14 protein-coding genes are annotated in these 16891 nt (G+C 70.5%); 1 reads left to right on the top strand and 13 read right to left on the bottom strand.

Features of this window, described 5'->3' with window-relative positions:
* Window positions 1-174: 174 nt before the first annotated feature.
* The 11 genes from HNQ79_RS18450 to HNQ79_RS18400 all read right to left on the bottom strand — a co-directional run bounded on the left by HNQ79_RS18450 (window position 175) and on the right by HNQ79_RS18400 (window position 12512).
* The gene (locus tag HNQ79_RS18450; RefSeq protein ID WP_185032392.1) at window positions 175-1455 is read right to left on the bottom strand and encodes a CynX/NimT family MFS transporter; all 1281 of its coding nucleotides are present in this window, start codon (window positions 1453-1455) and stop codon (window positions 175-177) included.
* Between the two features lie 73 nt (window positions 1456-1528).
* Entirely contained in the window at window positions 1529-2203 is a 675-nt protein-coding gene (locus tag HNQ79_RS18445; protein WP_185032678.1) for a FadR/GntR family transcriptional regulator, read from the bottom strand.
* Between the two features lie 153 nt (window positions 2204-2356).
* On the bottom strand, window positions 2357-3196 hold the full coding sequence (locus tag HNQ79_RS18440) for an HAD family hydrolase (RefSeq protein WP_185032390.1): 840 nt from the start codon (window positions 3194-3196) through the stop codon (window positions 2357-2359).
* A complete protein-coding gene (serS, locus tag HNQ79_RS18435; protein ID WP_185032388.1) occupies window positions 3193-4470 on the bottom strand; it encodes a serine--tRNA ligase in 1278 nt (425 codons plus the stop codon). Before serS ends, HNQ79_RS18440 begins: the two co-directional genes overlap by 4 nt.
* Before the next feature lie 583 nt (window positions 4471-5053).
* Window positions 5054-5989: a prephenate dehydratase gene (gene pheA, locus HNQ79_RS18430; protein ID WP_185032386.1), complete on the bottom strand. Its 936-nt coding sequence runs from the start codon at window positions 5987-5989 to the stop codon at window positions 5054-5056.
* A gap of 197 nt (window positions 5990-6186) precedes the next feature.
* Window positions 6187-7470, bottom strand: a complete 1284-nt coding sequence (efeB, locus tag HNQ79_RS18425; RefSeq protein ID WP_185032383.1) for an iron uptake transporter deferrochelatase/peroxidase subunit — start codon at window positions 7468-7470, stop codon at window positions 6187-6189.
* Window positions 7471-7475: 5 nt separating this feature from the next.
* Window positions 7476-9563, bottom strand: coding sequence for a copper resistance CopC/CopD family protein (locus HNQ79_RS18420; RefSeq protein ID WP_185032382.1), 2088 nt, complete (start codon window positions 9561-9563; stop codon window positions 7476-7478).
* Window positions 9564-9580: 17 nt separating this feature from the next.
* The gene (locus HNQ79_RS18415; protein WP_185032380.1) at window positions 9581-10087 is read right to left on the bottom strand and encodes a copper chaperone PCu(A)C; all 507 of its coding nucleotides are present in this window, start codon (window positions 10085-10087) and stop codon (window positions 9581-9583) included.
* On the bottom strand, window positions 10084-10752 hold the full coding sequence (locus HNQ79_RS18410; RefSeq protein ID WP_185032378.1) for an SCO family protein: 669 nt from the start codon (window positions 10750-10752) through the stop codon (window positions 10084-10086). The genes HNQ79_RS18415 and HNQ79_RS18410 overlap by 4 nt, the downstream gene beginning before the upstream one ends.
* A gap of 33 nt (window positions 10753-10785) precedes the next feature.
* On the bottom strand, window positions 10786-11526 hold the full coding sequence (locus HNQ79_RS18405; RefSeq protein WP_185032376.1) for a YcnI family copper-binding membrane protein: 741 nt from the start codon (window positions 11524-11526) through the stop codon (window positions 10786-10788).
* A gap of 110 nt (window positions 11527-11636) precedes the next feature.
* Window positions 11637-12512, bottom strand: a complete 876-nt coding sequence (locus tag HNQ79_RS18400) for a hypothetical protein (RefSeq protein WP_185032374.1) — start codon at window positions 12510-12512, stop codon at window positions 11637-11639.
* A gap of 248 nt (window positions 12513-12760) precedes the next feature.
* Here HNQ79_RS18400 and HNQ79_RS18395 point away from each other — a divergent pair, with 248 nt between their 5' ends.
* Complete coding sequence (locus HNQ79_RS18395; protein ID WP_185032372.1) at window positions 12761-13219, top strand: ATP-binding protein; 459 nt, start codon at window positions 12761-12763, stop codon at window positions 13217-13219.
* Window positions 13220-13293: 74 nt separating this feature from the next.
* Here the strand turns inward: HNQ79_RS18395 and HNQ79_RS18390 are convergent, their stop codons facing one another.
* Together HNQ79_RS18390 and HNQ79_RS18385 are read right to left on the bottom strand one after the other, a co-directional pair.
* Window positions 13294-14784 (bottom strand): aminopeptidase P family protein, encoded by a 1491-nt coding sequence (locus HNQ79_RS18390; protein ID WP_373312486.1) that lies wholly within the window; start codon window positions 14782-14784, stop codon window positions 13294-13296.
* 131 nt (window positions 14785-14915) lie between these two features.
* Complete coding sequence (locus HNQ79_RS18385; RefSeq protein WP_185032370.1) at window positions 14916-16262, bottom strand: PP2C family protein-serine/threonine phosphatase; 1347 nt, start codon at window positions 16260-16262, stop codon at window positions 14916-14918.
* Window positions 16263-16891 lie beyond the last annotated feature (629 nt).

Below are 16891 nucleotides of genomic sequence, written 5' to 3'. Positions count from 1 at the left end.
AACAGGGAGCGCCCCTGATGCGTATCTCCCATACGCATCAGGGGCGCTTCCCGCTTCACCCGCACCTTGACACCTGCACAGTGTTCTCGAAGGCACGTTGTTCTCGAAGGCACAGCCCCTCGGATGCCCGCGTACGTGACCGCACCGGGCTCCGGACTGCCCGGGGGAGGTGAGTCAGACCTTCCGGTCCCTGGCCGCGAAGAGACCCACGGCCAGCGCCGTCGCGCACACGCCGAGCATCAGGGCGATCGGCACCGTCCAGCTGCCGGTCATCTGGTACACGGCGCCCGCAGCCAACGGGCCCGCAGCGGCCAACAGATAGCCGATCGTCTGCGCCATTCCGGAGAGCCGGGCCGCCGTCACCGCGTCCCCGGACCGCAGCACGATGAGGGTGAGCGCCAGACCCACGGCGCCGCCCTGCCCGATGCCGAGAATCCCCGACCACAGCCAGGCCCCGGCAACCGGGGCGGCCATCAGGCCGACGTAACCGGTCGCGACGAGAGAGGTGACCAGAGCGATCAGCGGGCGCTGGCTGCGCATGCGCCCGGCCAGCAGTGGTACGGCGAAAGCACCCGCGACCTGGATCAGATTGTTGAAGGCGAAGATCACGCCTGCCGTGGACCGGCTCATCCCGTGGTCGGTGAAGATCGTCGGCATCCAGGCGATCAGCACGTAGGACCACAGCGACTGGAGCCCCATGAAGAGGGTGACCTGCCAGGCGAGACCCGACCGCCAGACACTCCTCGGCGCGGCGGGAGCGGCGCTGCCGGACGCCCCCGGGGCGACGCGCGTCTCGTGCCCGGTACGGCCCCGGGCGATCAGCACCTGGGGCAGCCAGGCCAGCGCGGCCACGGCGGCCAGCAGCGACCAGAACGCCATCGAGGCTTCCCAGCTGTCGCCGAACGCCTTCTCCAGCGGTACGGAGGTGGCCGCCACGATGGTGGCGCCCGCGATCATCGAGCCGGTGTAGACCGAGGTCATCGGCGCGGCCCTGTCGGGGAAGTCCCGCTTGATCAGACCCGGCATCAGCACATTGAGGAGGGATATCGCGATGCCGATCAGCACACCCCCGCCGTACAGGGCGGCCGTGGCGGGCAGAACGCGCACCAGGATGCCCACGCCGAGCAGCAACAGGGCGCAGAACAGAACCGCTTCGGTGCCGAAGCGGCGACCGAGCCAGGGTGCCACCAGCGCGCCCACGCCGAGGAACAGCACCGGCACGGACGTCACGAGGCTGGTGGCCGTCGACGACAGTCCGAAGCTCTCGCTGATCTCACTGACCAGTGGGGACACGCTCGCCAGCGCCGCACGCATGTTGAGGGAGGCCAGCACGATGCCGACCATGAGCAGCACCGGGTGCGCCAGCAACGCCCGCCGTGCGGCGACACCTTGGGGGGAGGGCCGTACATCGGCCTCGGCGTCCAGCAGGAGTTGATCGGCTTCCGGGCGTGACAAGGCAAGCACCTTTCGGGTGGGGGGAGGAACAGCGGTGGGGGGAGCGAAGGGGGAGAGGCGCGGACGGACGTCGTCAGCGGCGGACCAGTTCGCGAACGGCGTCGATCGGCACCTGGAGAAGTGCCCTGGCGGCCTGTTCCGCGGTGGTGGGGTCACCGGCCTCGATGGCGTCGACCAGGGCCGCGTGCGCGACGAGGTCGATGGGCGGCAGCTGACGGTCCCCGAGGGCGGTGACCAGGGACGCGTGCACCTGGGCGGAGAAGAACCGGTAGACCTCGGTGAACGCCGCGTTGTGGGTGGCCTCCACGATGCCCCGGTGGAAGTCGAGGTCGGCGTCCGCGGCACGGTCGCCCTGCTCGGTCAGCGCGGCGAGGGTCGCCCGCAGGGCACGCAGGTCGTCCTTGTCGCGCCGTACGGCGGCCAGCCGGGCGGCTTCCGCTTCCAGGGCCACCCGTAGTTCCAGCACGTCCAGCACATCGGCGTGCCGCATCCCGCGCAGGACGGCCGAGGGGTCGGCGGTCGAGCGGACGAACGTGCCGTTGCCCTGACGGGATTCCAGCAGCCCGGCGTGCACCAGCACTCGTACGGCCTCGCGCACGGTGTTGCGGCCGACGCCGAGCTGGTCGGCCAGGACGTGCTCGGTGGGAATCCGGTCGCCGACGGACCACTCCCCGTCGGTGAGCTGGTCGCGGAGCTGCTCCACGACGGCGTCCACCAGGGACTTCCGTCCCGCCGCCTGAAGTGCCATGAGGTCGGCCTCCGCTTTCTGCTCCTGTCCGGGCGACGACAGGTGTAATTCGCCCGGTTGCCCAGTCATCCTACAACTGCGACGGGAATAGATGTAAGCGGCCTCTAAACAGGGAGGGGAGGCGGCACCGGAGTGCCGCCTCCCACCGAGTCCTCAGCGGGTCAGAAGGTTCTCCAGGACCACGGCGATGCCGTCGTCCTCATTGGACGCGGTGACCTCGTGCGCGACGGCCTTCAACTCGTCGTGCGCGTTGGCCATCGCCACACCGTGCGCGGCCCAGCCGAACATCGGGATGTCGTTCGGCATGTCACCGAAGGCGATCGTGTCCGCGGCCTTCAGCTTCAGCCGGCGCGCGGCCAGTGACAGCCCGGTCGCCTTGCTCAGCCCCAGGGGCAGGATCTCCACGATCCCCTCGCCGGCCATGACCACGTCCACGAGGTTTCCGACCGTAGTCCGGGCGACTCTCGCCAGCTCGTCGTCGGACATCCCCGGGTGCTGGATGTACACCTTGTTCAGGGGCTCCGACCACAGCTCGGCCGGATCCTCGAACGGCAGGTACGGGAGCGACCCCTCGTGCACCCGGTACCCCGGGCCGAGCAGCACGGCGCCGTCCATCCCGTCCCGGCTGGCGGCCAGCGCCAGCGGACCGACCTCGGCCTCGACCTTGGACAGTGCGAGCCCCGCCAGTTGCCGGTCCAGGGTCACCGAGGTCAGCAGCCGCCGCTCGCCCGCGTGATAGACCTGCGCGCCCTGCCCGCACACCGCGAGCCCTTTGTAGCCGAGGTCCTCGAAGATGTGCTTTGTCCAGGCGACGGACCGGCCGGTCACCACGATATGGGCGGCGCCCGCCGCCGTCACCGCGTCCAGCGCGTCGCGCGTGCGCCGGGAGACCGTCTGGTCGTCGCGCAGGAGCGTGCCGTCCAGATCGGTGGCGACCAGCTTGTACGGGAACGGAGCAGGCGCGCCGGGACCGGCGGAAGCGGAAGTGCTCACTTGGTGATCGGCTCCAGCACCTCACGGCCGCCCAGGTACGGACGCAGCATCTCGGGGACCCGCACCGACCCGTCGGGGAGCTGGTGGTTCTCCAGGATCGCCACGATGGTGCGCGGCACCGCGCACAGCGTGCCGTTCAGGGTGGCGAGCGGCTGGACCTTCTTGCCGTCGCGCATCCGGACCGACAGCCTCCGTGCCTGGAAGCTGTTGCAGTTCGACGCCGAAGTCAGCTCGCGGTACTTGCCCTGGGTGGGGATCCACGCCTCGCAGTCGAACTTCCGCGAGGCCGACGACCCGAGGTCGCCGGTCGCCACGTCGATCACCTGGAACGGCAGCTCAAGCGCGGTCAGCCACTGCTTCTCCCACTCCAGCAGACGCAGGTGCTCGGCATCGGCGTCCTCCGGGTTCACGTAGGAGAACATCTCGACCTTGTCGAACTGGTGCACACGGAAGATGCCCCGGGTGTCCTTGCCGTACGTGCCGGCCTCGCGGCGGAAGCACGGCGAGAAGCCCGCGTAGCGGAGCGGCAGCTTGTCCGCGTCGATGATCTCGTCCATGTGGTACGCGGCGAGCGGGACCTCGGAGGTGCCGACCAGGTAATAGTCGTCCTTCTCCAGGTGGTACACGTTCTCCGCGGCCTGGCCGAGGAAGCCGGTGCCCTCCATCGCGCGCGGACGGACCAGCGCGGGGGTCAGCATCGGGATGAAACCGGCCTCCGTGGCCTGCGCGATCGCCGCGTTGACCAGCGCCAGCTCCAGCAGCGCGCCGACACCGGTCAGGTAGTAGAAGCGCGATCCGGAGACCTTCGCGCCGCGCTCGACGTCGATGGCACCGAGCGCCTCGCCCAGTTCCAGGTGGTCCTTGGGCTCGAAGCCCTCGGCGCCGAAGTCGCGGATCGTGCCGTGCGTCTCCAGGACGACGAAGTCCTCCTCGCCGCCCACCGGAACGTCCTCGTGCACGATGTTGCCGAGCTGGAGCAGCAGACGCTGCGCCTCCTCGGCCGCTTCGTTCTGCTCGGCGTCCGCGGCCTTCACGGCGGCGGAGAGTTCGCCGGTGCGCTTCAGCAGCTCGGTCTTCTCGTCGCCGGTGGCCTTGGGGATGAGCTTGCCGAGCGTCTTCTGCTCATTGCGGAGCTCGTCGAAGCGGACGGCGGACGACCTGCGCCGCTCATCGGCGGAGAGCAGGGCGTCGACGAGCGCGACGTCCTCTCCACGGGCGCGCTGGGAGGCGCGAACACGGTCGGGGTCCTCACGGAGCAGGCGAAGGTCAATCACCCCACCAGGCTACCGGTGCCTGCTTCCGTCACTCGACCGGATAAGACAGCGCCCTCCTATGTGCCCGTATTGCCCGAGTTTGGGAATGCAGTGGACGGAGGTTCGGAAGCAATCCGCGCGGCGCGACGGCGCCCGTTGGCGCACCGGACGCATCGTCTCGGAGCAGGGCGTGGGGGCTCCTTGTGCCCGGCGCTTCTCCCTTGCGGGAGGCGGCAGTTGAGAGACTCCCGGTGCCTGTTTTCCACAGGAAGGCGCTTACCCCGATAAGTTATCCACAGGGTGTGTGAAATAGCTGTGGATGCTGGAACGGACCTCTTGAAAGGTGCATCCGGGGCGACGGATTTCTTCCTCAAACGCGACTCACGCACACATTCGAGTGGGAATTGCTCCCCCTAAAGAGTTGATCAGGGTGCAGGAGGTGACATGGGTGGCCCTGTCGCTCTGTGGAGGAATGGAGGCTCGCTGGGGCAATTTGTCGACCATGTCGCGTTAGGTTGTCGACTTGTCCCCAGGGGCTGACGCACCCTGTGGATAACTATGTGGGAAAGTCGCGCGCGCATGCGGAGGGGCCGTGGGCCTCTCTTCAGGCGCGCCCGTCCTGGCACCGCGCCAGCCAGTCCGACGCCTCCGTGAACTCCTGGTCCGACGTACCGTGCCGCAACTCGGCCACGTCCTGAGCCGTGACGCCCGCCCTCGGGTACGACCCCAGAAAACGCACCTTCGGCGCGATCCGCTTCAGCCCCATCAACGCCTCACCGACCCGTCGGTCCGCGATGTGTCCCTCCGCGTCCACCGCGAAGCAGTAGTTCCCGATGCCCGCGCCCGTCGGCCGCGACTGGATGAGCATCAGGTTCACGCCCCGCACCGCGAACTCCTGGAGCAGTTCCAGCAGCGCGCCCGGACGGTCGGGACCCAGCCAGATCACCACCGACGTCTTGTCCGCACCCGTCGGCGCCGCCGGCCGCGCCGGCCGACCCACCAGCACGAAGCGGGTCTGTGCGTTCACCGCGTCGTGGATGTCGGTGACCAGTGGCTCCAGCCCGTACGTCGCCGCCGCGAACTCGCCCGCGAAGGCGGCGTCATAGCGCCCCTCCTGCACCAGCCGTGCCCCGTCCGCATTCGAGGCGGCGGACTCCCACAGCACGTCCGGCAGATTCGTCTTGATCCAGTTCCGTACCTGCGGCTGCGCCGCCGGGTGGGCGGTGACCGTCTTGATGTCGGTGAGCTTCGTGCCCGGCCGCACCAGCAGCGCGAAGCGGATGGACAGCAGCACCTCGCGGTAGATCATCAACGGCTCGCCGGAGGTCAGGGCATCCAGTGTCGCCGTGATCCCGCCCTCCACCGAGTTCTCGATCGGCACGAGCGCCGCCGCGGCCTCCCCGGCGCGCACGGCGTCCAGCGCGGCAGGGACCGACAGCATCGGGGTGAGTTCACGAGTGGCGGCTTCGGGGAGCGTACGGAGGGCGACCTCGGTGAAGGTGCCCTCGGGGCCGAGATAGGCGTAGCGCGTCGCTGACATACGGTCACCCTAATGCGCCACACGGGGCCCGGCTCGACCGTCTCACCACCCACTGCGGCCCTGCGGCTCCGCCCACCCGAACGGCACCTCCGACGGCACCGATGACCCGGGCCGCCCTGGGTGCCGCCTGTCCCGTCCGGTGGCATCGGCGACCCCACCCGCCACGGGCAGACGCGCGGTGACGGGCCGGTCCGGGCTCACCCCTCCAGCAGGCGCTGTCCTACGTACTCCCCCTCGCCCGGCCCGCCCGGCACCGCGAACAGCCCGCTGGCCTCGTGCCGGATGAACCGTGACAGAGCGTCCCCCCGGTCGAGCTTGCGCTGCACCGGCACGAAGCCCCGCAGCGGATCCGCCTGCCAGCAGATGAACAGCAGCCCCGCGTCCGGCGTCCCGTCCGCCGAGATGCCGTCGTGGTACGAGAAGGGCCTGCGCAGCATCGCCGCGCCACCGTTCTGCTCCGGCGCGGAGATCCGCGAGTGGGCGTCGGCTGCGATGACCAGTTGGCCGTCCGGGCCCGCCTTGGCCAGGTCGGGCTCGGTGAACTCGTCGCCCCCGGTCAGCGGGGCACCGTCCTTCTTGCGCCGTCCGATGACCGCTTCCTGGTCACCCCGGGGGAGCTTCTCCCAGTCGTCGAGGAGCATGCGGATGCGCCGTACGACCGCGTACGAGCCGCCGGCCATCCACTCCTGGCCGGCCGGACGCCCGCTCTCCGGGACGAAGATCCGCTTGTCGAAGTCCGGCTCGGACGGCTTCGGGTTGCCCGTACCGTCCACCTGTCCCATCAGGTTGCGGGTCGTCATGGGGGAAGCGGTCGCGCCGGGCGAGCGGTTGAAGCCGTTCATCTGCCAGCGCACCCGTGCGGCCTCGCCCGCCTCCTTCTGTACGGCGCGCAGCGCGTGGAAGGCCACCAGGGCGTCGTCCGCGCCGATCTGCACCCACAGGTCGCCGTTGCTGCGACGGGGGTCGAGGTGGTCGGAGGAGAAGTCGGGCAACGGGTCCAGCTCCATCGGCCGCTGGGCCGTCAGGCCCGTGCGGTCGAAGAAGGTCCGGCCGAATCCGAAGGTGAGGGTGAGGGAGGAAGGTCCCGCGTCGCGTGCGACCTCGGTGTCGTCCCCGGCCAGCGAGCGGCCTGCCATCAGCTGCTTCGCCACGTGCGACCAACGGCGCAGCAGTGCCGTGGCCTCCTTGCGGCCGGCGCCGGGGGCGAGATCGAAGGCGATCAGATGGCCGCGGGACTGCAGCGGGGTGGTGATGCCCGCCTGATGTTTCACGTGAAACATGACCTCGGTCGCGCCGACGGAGGTCAGAGCGGCCGGTCCCTCGCCGTCGGAGTTCACGGCGGCGGCGACGCCCGCCCCGCCGACCGCGCCCAGGGCGAGCCCGGCGGCTCCGGCCGCGCCCGCGGTGCCGAGCAGTCGCCGCCGTGACAGGCCGGGCGCCTCCGTGTTCTCGGGACTCTCAGGGGAAGAGGTGTCGGTCATGCGGGTCAGCCGATCTTCACGTTCTTGTTCACGGTCACTTGGTCGGTGTCGGAAGTCCGGATCGTCACGTCGAGTTTCCAGGTTCCCGCCAGCGGAACCTGAACGCCGTTGGCGCTCCAGTGCCCGGGAGCGAGCCTGTCGGGCACGACGGGCAGCGGCCCGATCTGCTTGTCCTCGTTGGTGAGGGCGACCTTCAGCTCGGGTGCGTCGACCGGTGTGCGGGCGGGTGACTCGGCCCATACGTGCAGGGCGTTGCTGCCGGTCCGGCCCGGGGTGAGCTGGACGCGGAGGGTGCCCTCGCCGGCCTCGCCACCGGTGTCGAAGGGGAGGACGACGTCGACGGGACGGTCCGGCACCGCGGGCGAGGCGCCTGAACCGCGGCCGGCCTCCTTGAGCTCGGTACGACCCGGTTCGGTGCTGGTCAGGACGGTGGTGACGGCGAGCAGAACGACCGCGACCGCCGCTTCCACGAGGACCGACCGCCGCAGGCCGGAGCGCTCCGGGTCCGCGTCGCGCTCGCGCTTGGCACGCGTCGCCTCCATCGCGGCCCGCTGCCGGGCGAGCTGGGCGGCGCGCTCAGGGTCCGCGCCCGCGCCTGCCGCCGAGGAATCCGCCGCCGTGGCTTCCGCGGTGCTGGTCGAAGCGCTCGCCGTGGTGTGGGCGGTGTCCACCGTGGAGTCGGCCGTCGTCGTACGGTCACCGGTCCGCGGCCGGGACACGGCTGCTACGGGCTCCTCGGCCGAGCCCTCCGTCAGGCGTCCGGTCCACCTGCGCGAGTACCAGGCGGCACCCACCATGACCACCACCAGGGCGATCTTGGCGAGCAGCAGCTGTCCGTACGTCGTGTCGACCAGCGCCCGCCAGGTTCCCACCTGTCGCCAGGACTGATAGGTGCCGGTCGCGGCGAGCACGGCGACGGAGCCGAAGGCGAGCCGGGAGAACTTCCGCACCGCGGCGCGGTCCAACGCGGGTGAACGGTGGAGGGCGACCAGGAGTGCGGCCAGGCCGCCCAGCCAGGCGGCGGCCGCCAGCATGTGCAGCACGTCGACCGGCATCGCGATGCCCGGCTGGAGGCCGGTCGAGGCGTGCTCGGACATGGCCCAGGTCGCCGCGATGCCCGCCGCGACGACCCCGCCGCCCAGCACGAGGCCGAAGGTCAGGTCCTTGAGCGAGGAGTCCTCGTCGTCCTCCGCCCCGCCGCCGTCGGCCTGTTCCGCGTTCTTCTTCGCGTACGCCCCGAACAGCACCGCGACGAACAGGGCGGCCGCGCCGAGCAGCAGCAGCCGCGACACCAGCGCCGCACCGGTCTTGGTGGACAGCACGGCCTTGAGCGCCGCCAGGTCGAAGATGCCCGACAGCTCGCCGGAGCCGGTGTACGGGGCCCTGAGCAGCAGCGTCGCCAGCGTCGCCGCGGTCAGCAGCAGCCAGCCGCGCACCACCAGCCGCTGCATCGGCCGCTCGGCCGCTCCCCGTTGCCAGCAGGCGAGGAGGAAGGCGGCGCCGCCGACGAGCACGATGAATCCGGCGTACGCGGCGTAGCGCGCGATGTCGTAGAGCACGCCCACCGCACCGCCGCCCGCCTCCTGGGAGGGCAGCGCGACGCTGCTCTCGGAGGGTGCGCCGATGGAGAAGGTGAAGGCACCGGAGATGGGGTGGCTGTCGGCGGAGACGGCCTGCCAGGCGACGGTGTACGTGCCATCGGGCAGCCCGCTGCGCAGGGCGATGCCGTACTTGACGACGTTTCCGCTGCACAGATCGAGGGTTTCGCCGGTGTCGGCGCGTTTGCCCGACGGGTCGAGAACGCGGATGGCGTCCTCGCCGAGCGCGATCTGCTCGGAGAAGTTGAGGGTGACGTCCTTGGGTGCGGTGGCGAGCACCGCCCCGTCCTTCGGGTTGCTGTCGGTGAGCGCGGCGTGCGCGGCCGCGGGGGAGGCCCCCGCGAGCAGCGCGCCGAACAGGGCGGCGACCGTCAGCAGCAGGCGTACGACCGTCGTGGCCGCCGGTGTCCCGGAGCGAGGTGTCCCGCATCGCGAGGCCTCGGAGCCGGAGGCCTGAACGCGGGGTGTCCCGAGGTGCGGGGCGGTGTCCGTCATGGTGTGCTGTCAGCCCCTCAGTGGTGCTGCTGCGGGTTGTGGGTTGCCGCTTCGACCTGCATGTCGACCTTGACGGTGCCGGACTTCTCGAAGTGCAGTTCGACGGCGATCCTGTCGCCCTTCTTCGGCTTCCTCTTCACATCGAGGAACATGAGGTGGCTGCCGCCGCGCTTCAGGTCCAGCGTGCCGTTGGCGGGCACGTCGAAGGACGTGACCTGTTGCATCCTCCCGTCCTTCGTCTCGTGGATCTCCGCCTTGCCGGCGAAGGCGGAGGCGGTGACGGAGGTCAGCTTGTCGGCGACGGAACCGCTGTTCCTGACGGTGAGAAAGCCGCCCGCCATGTCGGCCGTCGCGGGTTCCGGTATGAAGGCGCCGGTCACTTCCAGCTTCGGCTTGCTGTCCGTCTGCGCGGCGGGCGTCCTGCTCGCCGACGTGTTCGTCTCGCCGTTGCAGCCGGTGAGGGCCAGGGCTCCCGCGAGGGCTGTGGCGACGAACGAAAGGGTGCGGGTGGTGCGGCGGTTCACGGGGTTTCTCCCTTGACGATCTTCGGGAGATCGGCGGTGTAGTCGTCCGGGGTGGCTTCGTCGGTCCACAGCACGTAGCCGGCGTCGGTCTTCGGCGAGAACGCGATGACCTGCTTGGTGTGCATGGACGTGACGTTGCCGTTCTTGTCCTTGGTGGACGGCTCGATGCTGACGCCGAGCTGGCGGGCCCCGGCCTGGATGGTCGGGAAGTCGCCGCTCAGCCCGATGAAGTCCGGGCTTCCGGCGCCCTTGAGCCACTTGCCGAGTTGCTCAGGCGTGTCCCGGTCCGGGTCGGTGGTGACGAAGACGACCTGGAGCTTCTCCTGGTCGGCCTTGGGCAGCTTCTTGTACGCGACGGCGATGTTGCTCATCGTCATCGGGCACACGTCGGGGCACTGGGTGTAGCCGAAGTAGATGAGCGTCGGCTTGCCCTTGGTGGCTTCGCGCAGGTCGTACTTCTTGCCATGGGTGTCGGTGAGGACGAGGTCGGGCTTCTTGTAGGGCCGGTCGAGGACGGTCGCGGCCTTCGTCCTGGTCGGGGCGGAGACCTCGGCGGCGGACTGGCTGCTCTCCTTCGGGGAGGGGTCGCCACCGCCGCACGCGGACAGGGTGAGCGCTGCCGCGGCGGCGAGGGCCACCGCGACCAGCGCGTTCTTCTTACGCATGGAGTTCCTGGAGCTTGAGGAGTGAGGGGTGGATCAGGCGGCGCGGCGGCGGCCGGCGAGAACGCCGAAAGCCACACCCGCGACACCCACGATGATGCCCACGACGCCGAGGACGCGGGCGGTGGTGTCGGTGCTGTCGGACGCGGCGACGGTCTGCTTCTCGTCCTTGTGGCCGGCCTTGTCGCCGGTCTTCGTCTTGTCGTCGCCGGCGGCCCCGTGGCCGTCGCCCTCGGGCGCGCTCAGCTTGAGGACGGGCGCCGGGGACTGCGGCTCCGGCTGGCCCTCCTTGGGCTCTTCGATCCAGCGGACGACTTCGTCGTTGTCGTACGTCTGAATGGCCTTCAGCACGAGCTGGTCGGCGTCCTCGGGGAGCTTGCCGAGCGAGAGCGGGAACTGCTGGAACTCGCCGGGGCCGATCTTCCCGCCGGTCCAGGTGATCTTCTCGACGGCTTCCTTGACCTCCTTGCCGTGTACCTTCAGCGGCTTTTCGAGGGTGGTCTTCTCGACCTTGACGGTCCAGCCGGGCACGGCCTGCGGCATCACGGAGGTGAGCGGGTGGTCCTTGACCGGGAAGGTCACTTCGAGCTTCACGGTGGAGGCGTTGTCGCGCTCGTTCGGGACCTTGACGTTGACGGTGGCGTAACCGCCCTTGGCGGCGGGGCCGGCCGGCTGCACGGTGACGTGCGCGAAGGCGGGTCCCGCGACGAGCAGCAGAGAGGCGGCCGAAGCGACACCGACGGCAGAGAGACGGGAGATACGACGCGAAACGGTCATGACTGTGAACCCCACAGAGGCAGGAGTGGACTGGGTGGCCGGAGCACCTCGTTCAAGTGCACCGGGTCCGCGACCCGCCCGTTCCGCAGATGTACGTGAGGGGGGTCGCGTCAGGCGACGAGGGAGTACGCCGACGCGGGCGGCCCACGCCTGATCACCGAGTGCAGCAGGTACCGCCCGGTGAGCCGGAGCGGCGCGCGGAAACCGGCGGGCGCGACGCCCGGCCCGCAGGCGGGCGCTGCCGACAGACCTGCCAGCAGGGCGCGTACGAACGCGAGCGCTGCGCGCAGGGACCGTACGAGCGTCCCCGCCGCGACCTCCGCCACGCCGTACGCCGAGAGCCGGGCCAGCCGGCGCAGGGCGAGGTCGCCGTGGCGCAGCAGCCATCCGGTGGCGAGCGCGGCCATCAGGTGACCGAGCAGCATGGGGAGGGTGGGGACGAGCGAGTGCAGACAGTCGGCCATCGCACCGCCGCCCGCCTGTCCACCGCTGGTACCGACGGCGTCGTAGGAGCCGTACGTTCCGGAACCGGTCGACGCGGTGTGCCCGATATGTGCGCCGGCCGACGGGTCGATGCCGGCCGCCGTCAGGACGTCGCGGGCCCGGTCCGCGCTCATCGGCGTGCCGCCGCCGCACATCAGTTGGGCGGCGAGCCCGGACAGCGCACCTTGATCGGCGCCGGAAGCACTGCCCGCATGGCCCTGTCCGATGCCGAACAGGGCGTGCAGGCCGAGCTGTCCCGCGGTCAGCGCGAAGGTGATCGAGGGCAGTGACCGGGTGCGCCCGGCCAGCGGCGCGGCCAGCGCGAACACCGCGGCGAAGGCGATCACGAGCGTCCACCACGGCACGGTCGCCGTGGAGCCCAGCACGTGCCCGGTCGCGGACAGCACGACGCAGACCGCGGCGAACACCGCGGCCCTCAGCAGTCGCGAGGCGACTGACGTGCGTGCGTCGCGCACGGCGACGGGCGGCTCGGGCTGGGACATGGCGGAGCCATCATCGCACTGCTGCCCGGTAGCGGACCCGGCAGGTCCACAAGCTCACGATGGTCCGTTGTGTCACCCCGGTCGCCGTGCGCAGGGTCCCGCGACTGCCCGTCCGGCCCGCCGTCCGCACCGGCACCCGGGGGACGCGCATCCGCCGAATGAGCGCTCTCGGCCCGATTCCGGGCTTACGGGCCTCCACTTGCGGCAATACGTAGACGTATGACGAGCCGCAGCCAGGAGGCTGGAGCATGAGCATCTGGTGGTCACTCCACTTGCGGCGCGAAGCCGCGAGCGTTCCGCTCGCCCGCCGTCTTCTGCTCGGCGCCATGGAGACAGCGGGAGTCGACCCGGACGTCTCCTACGACCTGTCGGTCGCGCTCAGCGAGGCCTGCGCGAACGCAGTGGAGCACGGTGGGGACGACTCCTCGGGCCCGCACTGCGCCGAGTACCGGGTGACCGCCTACCTGGACGGCGAGAAGTGCCGCATCGAGGTCGCCGACTCGGGACCCGGCTTTCCCCGGCCGCGCCGTCGCCGCAACAGGGCCGCGCGCCCCGTGTCGCACACCCGTGAGAACGGCAGGGGGCTGTGTCTGATCGAGCAGCTCGCCGACCACGTCCACTTCCGCAACCGGCCGGGGCGCGGCGCGGTGGTGACCTTCGACAAGATCCTGAAATGGCGCGAGGGCGCGCTGCTCCAGGCGTCCTGACGGATCACCCGGGCAACGCGCCCCGGCCGGCCCCACCGCCGTGCTCGACGGCCGGGCCGGCTCTGCCCGCGTGACTACTTGGCGGCCTTGGTGGCGGCCATCCAGGCCTCCACCTCGTCGGAGCGCCGCGGAAGCGCGGCCGACAGGTTCAGGTTGCCGTCCTCGGTGACGAGGATGTCGTCCTCGATGCGGACGCCGATGCCCCGGTACTCCTCCGGCACGGTCAGGTCGTCGGCCTGGAAGTACAGGCCGGGCTCGACGGTGAGGCAGACGCCCGGCTCCAGCGTGCCGTCGGCGTACGCCTCGCGTCGGGCGGCGGCACAGTCGTGCACGTCCATGCCGAGCATGTGGCCGGTGCCGTGCAGGGTCCAGCGGCGCTGGAGGCCCAGCTCCAGGACGCGCTCGGCCGGGCCCTCGACGAGGCCCCACTCCACGAGCTTCTCGGCGAGCACGCGCTGCGCGGCCTCGTGGAAGTCGCGGTACGCGGCGCCCGGCTTGACCGCCGCGATGCCGGCCTCCTGGGCCTCGTACACCGCGTCGTAGATCTTCTTCTGGAGCGGCGTGAACGTGCCGTTGATCGGCAGTGTGCGCGTGACGTCGGCGGTGTAGAGGGTGTGGGTCTCCACGCCGGCGTCGAGCAGGAGCAGGTCGCCGGAGCGGACGTCGCCGTCGTTGCGGACCCAGTGCAGGGTGGTGGCGTGCGGGCCGGCGGCACAGATCGAGCCGTAGCCGATGTCGTTGCCCTCGACTCGGGCGCGCAGGAAGAACGTGCCCTCGATGTAGCGCTCGGAGGTGGCCTCCGCCTTGTCGAGGACCTTCACGACGTCCTCGAAGCCGCGCACCGTCGAGTCGACGGCCTTCTGGAGTTCCCCGATCTCGAACTCGTCCTTCACCAGGCGCGCCTCGGAGAGGTAGACACGCAGCTCGGCATCGGCCTCCGCGGTGACCTTGTCGGCAAGGGCGGCCTCGATGCCCGCGTCGTGCCCGCGTACTGCACGCACCCGGCCGGTGGCCTCGCGCAGTGCCTCGGGCAGCTCGCGGACGTCCTTGGCGGGCAGGCCCAGGAGCTGCTCGGCCTCGGTGAGGGAGTGGCGGCGGCCGACCCACAGTTCGCCCTGGCCGTCCAGCCAGAACTCGCCGTTCTCCCGGTTGGACCGGGGCAGCAGGTAGAGCGTGGCGTCGTGGCCGGTTCCGGCCGGCTCCATGACGAGGACGCCGTCGTGGGTCTGGTCGCCGGTGAGGTACGCGTACTCGGTGGAGGCGCGGAAGGCGTACTCGGTGTCGTTGGAACGGGTCTTGAGGTTGCCCGCGGGGATCACCAGACGCTCGCCGGGGAAGCGCGCGGAGAGCGCGGCGCGGCGGGCGGCGGTGTGCTTCGCCTGCGGGATCGGCTCCAGGCCGCGCAGCTCGGTGTCGGCCCAGCCGGACTTCATGTTCTCGGCGAGCTCGTCGGACACACCCGGGTACAGCCCGTTCTTGCGCTGCTTGATGGGCTCTTCCTCAGTGGCCTCGGCGGCCTCGCCGTCAACGGTCTCCGGGGTCTCCGGCTTGGTCTCCTCAGACACGAAACGTCTCCTCATACGACACAGGGCCAGGGGTTTCCCGCCTCCTGGCCCTCCATCGTATGTCCGTGCGGTCGGACGCTCCCCAGCCTGTGGACAACTGTGAGAAATCAGTCCCGTACCGGGGTGCGGACTCAGTCGAAACGTGCCGCCAGCAGCACGACGTCCTCCGTCGCGTCCCCCTCGTCGAGCCCGCCGGGCAGCAGCGTCCCAAGGACGTGGTCGGCGATCGCTTCCGGGTCCTCGCGGAACGCCCTGGGCACGCTCGTCGCCGCCGCGTGCAGCCGTGCGAAGGCCCGGTCCATGGGCTCGCCGGTGCGCTGCAGCAACCCGTCGGTGTAGAGCAGTACGGTCTCGCCGGGCTCCGGACGGATCTCGACGCTGGGTGCTTCCCAGCACGACAGCATCCCCAGCGGCGCGGACAGCGACGTCTCCACGAACTCGGTGCGCCGTTCGCCGACGATCAGTGGGGGACTGTGCCCCGCTCCGGCGAGGACGATCGTCCTCTTGGCCGGTTCGCAGTACGCCAGAAGTGCGGTCGCCGACCGGGCGGGTTCGGTCAGCCGCATCAGGAGTTCCAGGTCGGACAGGACGGCGACCGGGTCCTCGCCCTCCATGACGGCGTACGCCCGCAGGCTCGCCCGCATCCGCACCATGGCGGCGGTGGCGCCGGGACCGGACCCGGAGACGGATCCGACGGTGAGGCCGAGTGCCCCCTCGGGCAGCGCCAGCGCGTCGTACCAGTCGCCGCCGCCGTGCCGGCCGGCGTGGTGCCGTACGGCCATCTGCACCCCGAAGACGCGGGGCAGTCTGCTGGGCTGCAGCTCCTGGGTGAGTGCCGTCACGCGCGCGCGTGCCCGTTCCAGCTCCAGCAGACGGGCCAGGTGCTCGGCGGCGTACTGGGCGTAGAGGCTCACCAGACGGCGCTGCCGTTCGGTGGGTTCGGCCGGTTCGTCGTACAGCCATAGGAGAGTGCCGAGCCGGCCCGAGGGTCCGGCCAGCGGGAGCGCGTAACTGGCGGCGTAGCCGAGGCGGACGGCGACCTCGCGGTGCAGCGGGTCGAGGTCCTCCTCGTGGAACAGGTCGGGGCTGGAGCCGAAGAGGCCCGGTCCCGGGTCGTCCGCCGAGGGGCTCGGCACCGTCTCGATATGGCCGAGATCGGCGTGCGTCAGACCGAACCCGGCGGTCGTGTCGGGCCCGAGCCCGTCGGCCGGTTCGAGGGCGACGAGGCCGCGACGGGCTCCGACGAGGGCGGCTCCGGCACGTACCGCTTCGTGCAGCGCTTCGTCGAGCGCACTGGTGGCCACCAGGCGGTCGGTGCACTCGTGCAGGGTGGTGAGGTCAAAGACCCAGCCGGCCAACCGGTCCTGGATCACTGCCCCTGTCCGGGCGGGGGTCTTCCCGGTAGGCGCGGAAGTCTGCGCGGGGGGCGGAACCAGTGGATCGATTCCGGCCACTTTCGGCACGTTCGGGGCGCTCATGTCAACCGGCTTTCCACCTGGTGCTTTTCGCGCAATAGCATCGCAAACCCCCAGTCATTCTGCGCCGCTATCAACGGATCCACATCTACACGCAGATGTGAGGCGATGTCCAGCATTGTCCTGGAGGGATTCATGGTGTCCCTGAGGAAACTGATGATCGCGAACTTGGCGTGAAAATGCAGTCCCCGGCAGACATTTGCGATCGACTGAGGGCGATCGACAGCGCGTCATATCAGTCGTGCTGGGTATCTGACTCGTGGATGTCCGGGCGAGCGCGGCCACGCAGCCGTCGTCCCGGAACCCGGCGGCGGGCGCAGGCGTCCTTCTCGCTGTGGGCCCGGCACGGTCCCCGAGTCGCGGGGAAGCACCAGGGAAAGTGCCACCGGAAGTCGCACGGCAAAGCCGCACGCAAGTCGCACCGCACGAACAAGCGGAATCCAAGCACCACCGCAAGCTCCGGCGACGTCCTGCGGGACGGGCAAGCGCCTCGCGCGCGCCACCCCCCGCCACGTTCCACGCCCCGCTCTCAAAAGGCTGTGGCAGCGCAGTCTTGTCAGTGCCCCGGCAGTGTCCTGCCCGGCAACGGTTCGGTACGTCATCTGGACCTCGGCGTTCAACGGAAAGGAACG

This window comes from Streptomyces candidus (assembly GCF_014207445.1).
In the GTDB taxonomy this organism is placed as follows: Bacteria; Actinomycetota; Actinomycetes; order Streptomycetales; family Streptomycetaceae; genus Streptomyces; species Streptomyces candidus.
The sequence above is the reverse complement of the archived record's forward strand: the minus strand, read 5'-3'. Positions and strand labels throughout refer to the sequence as shown.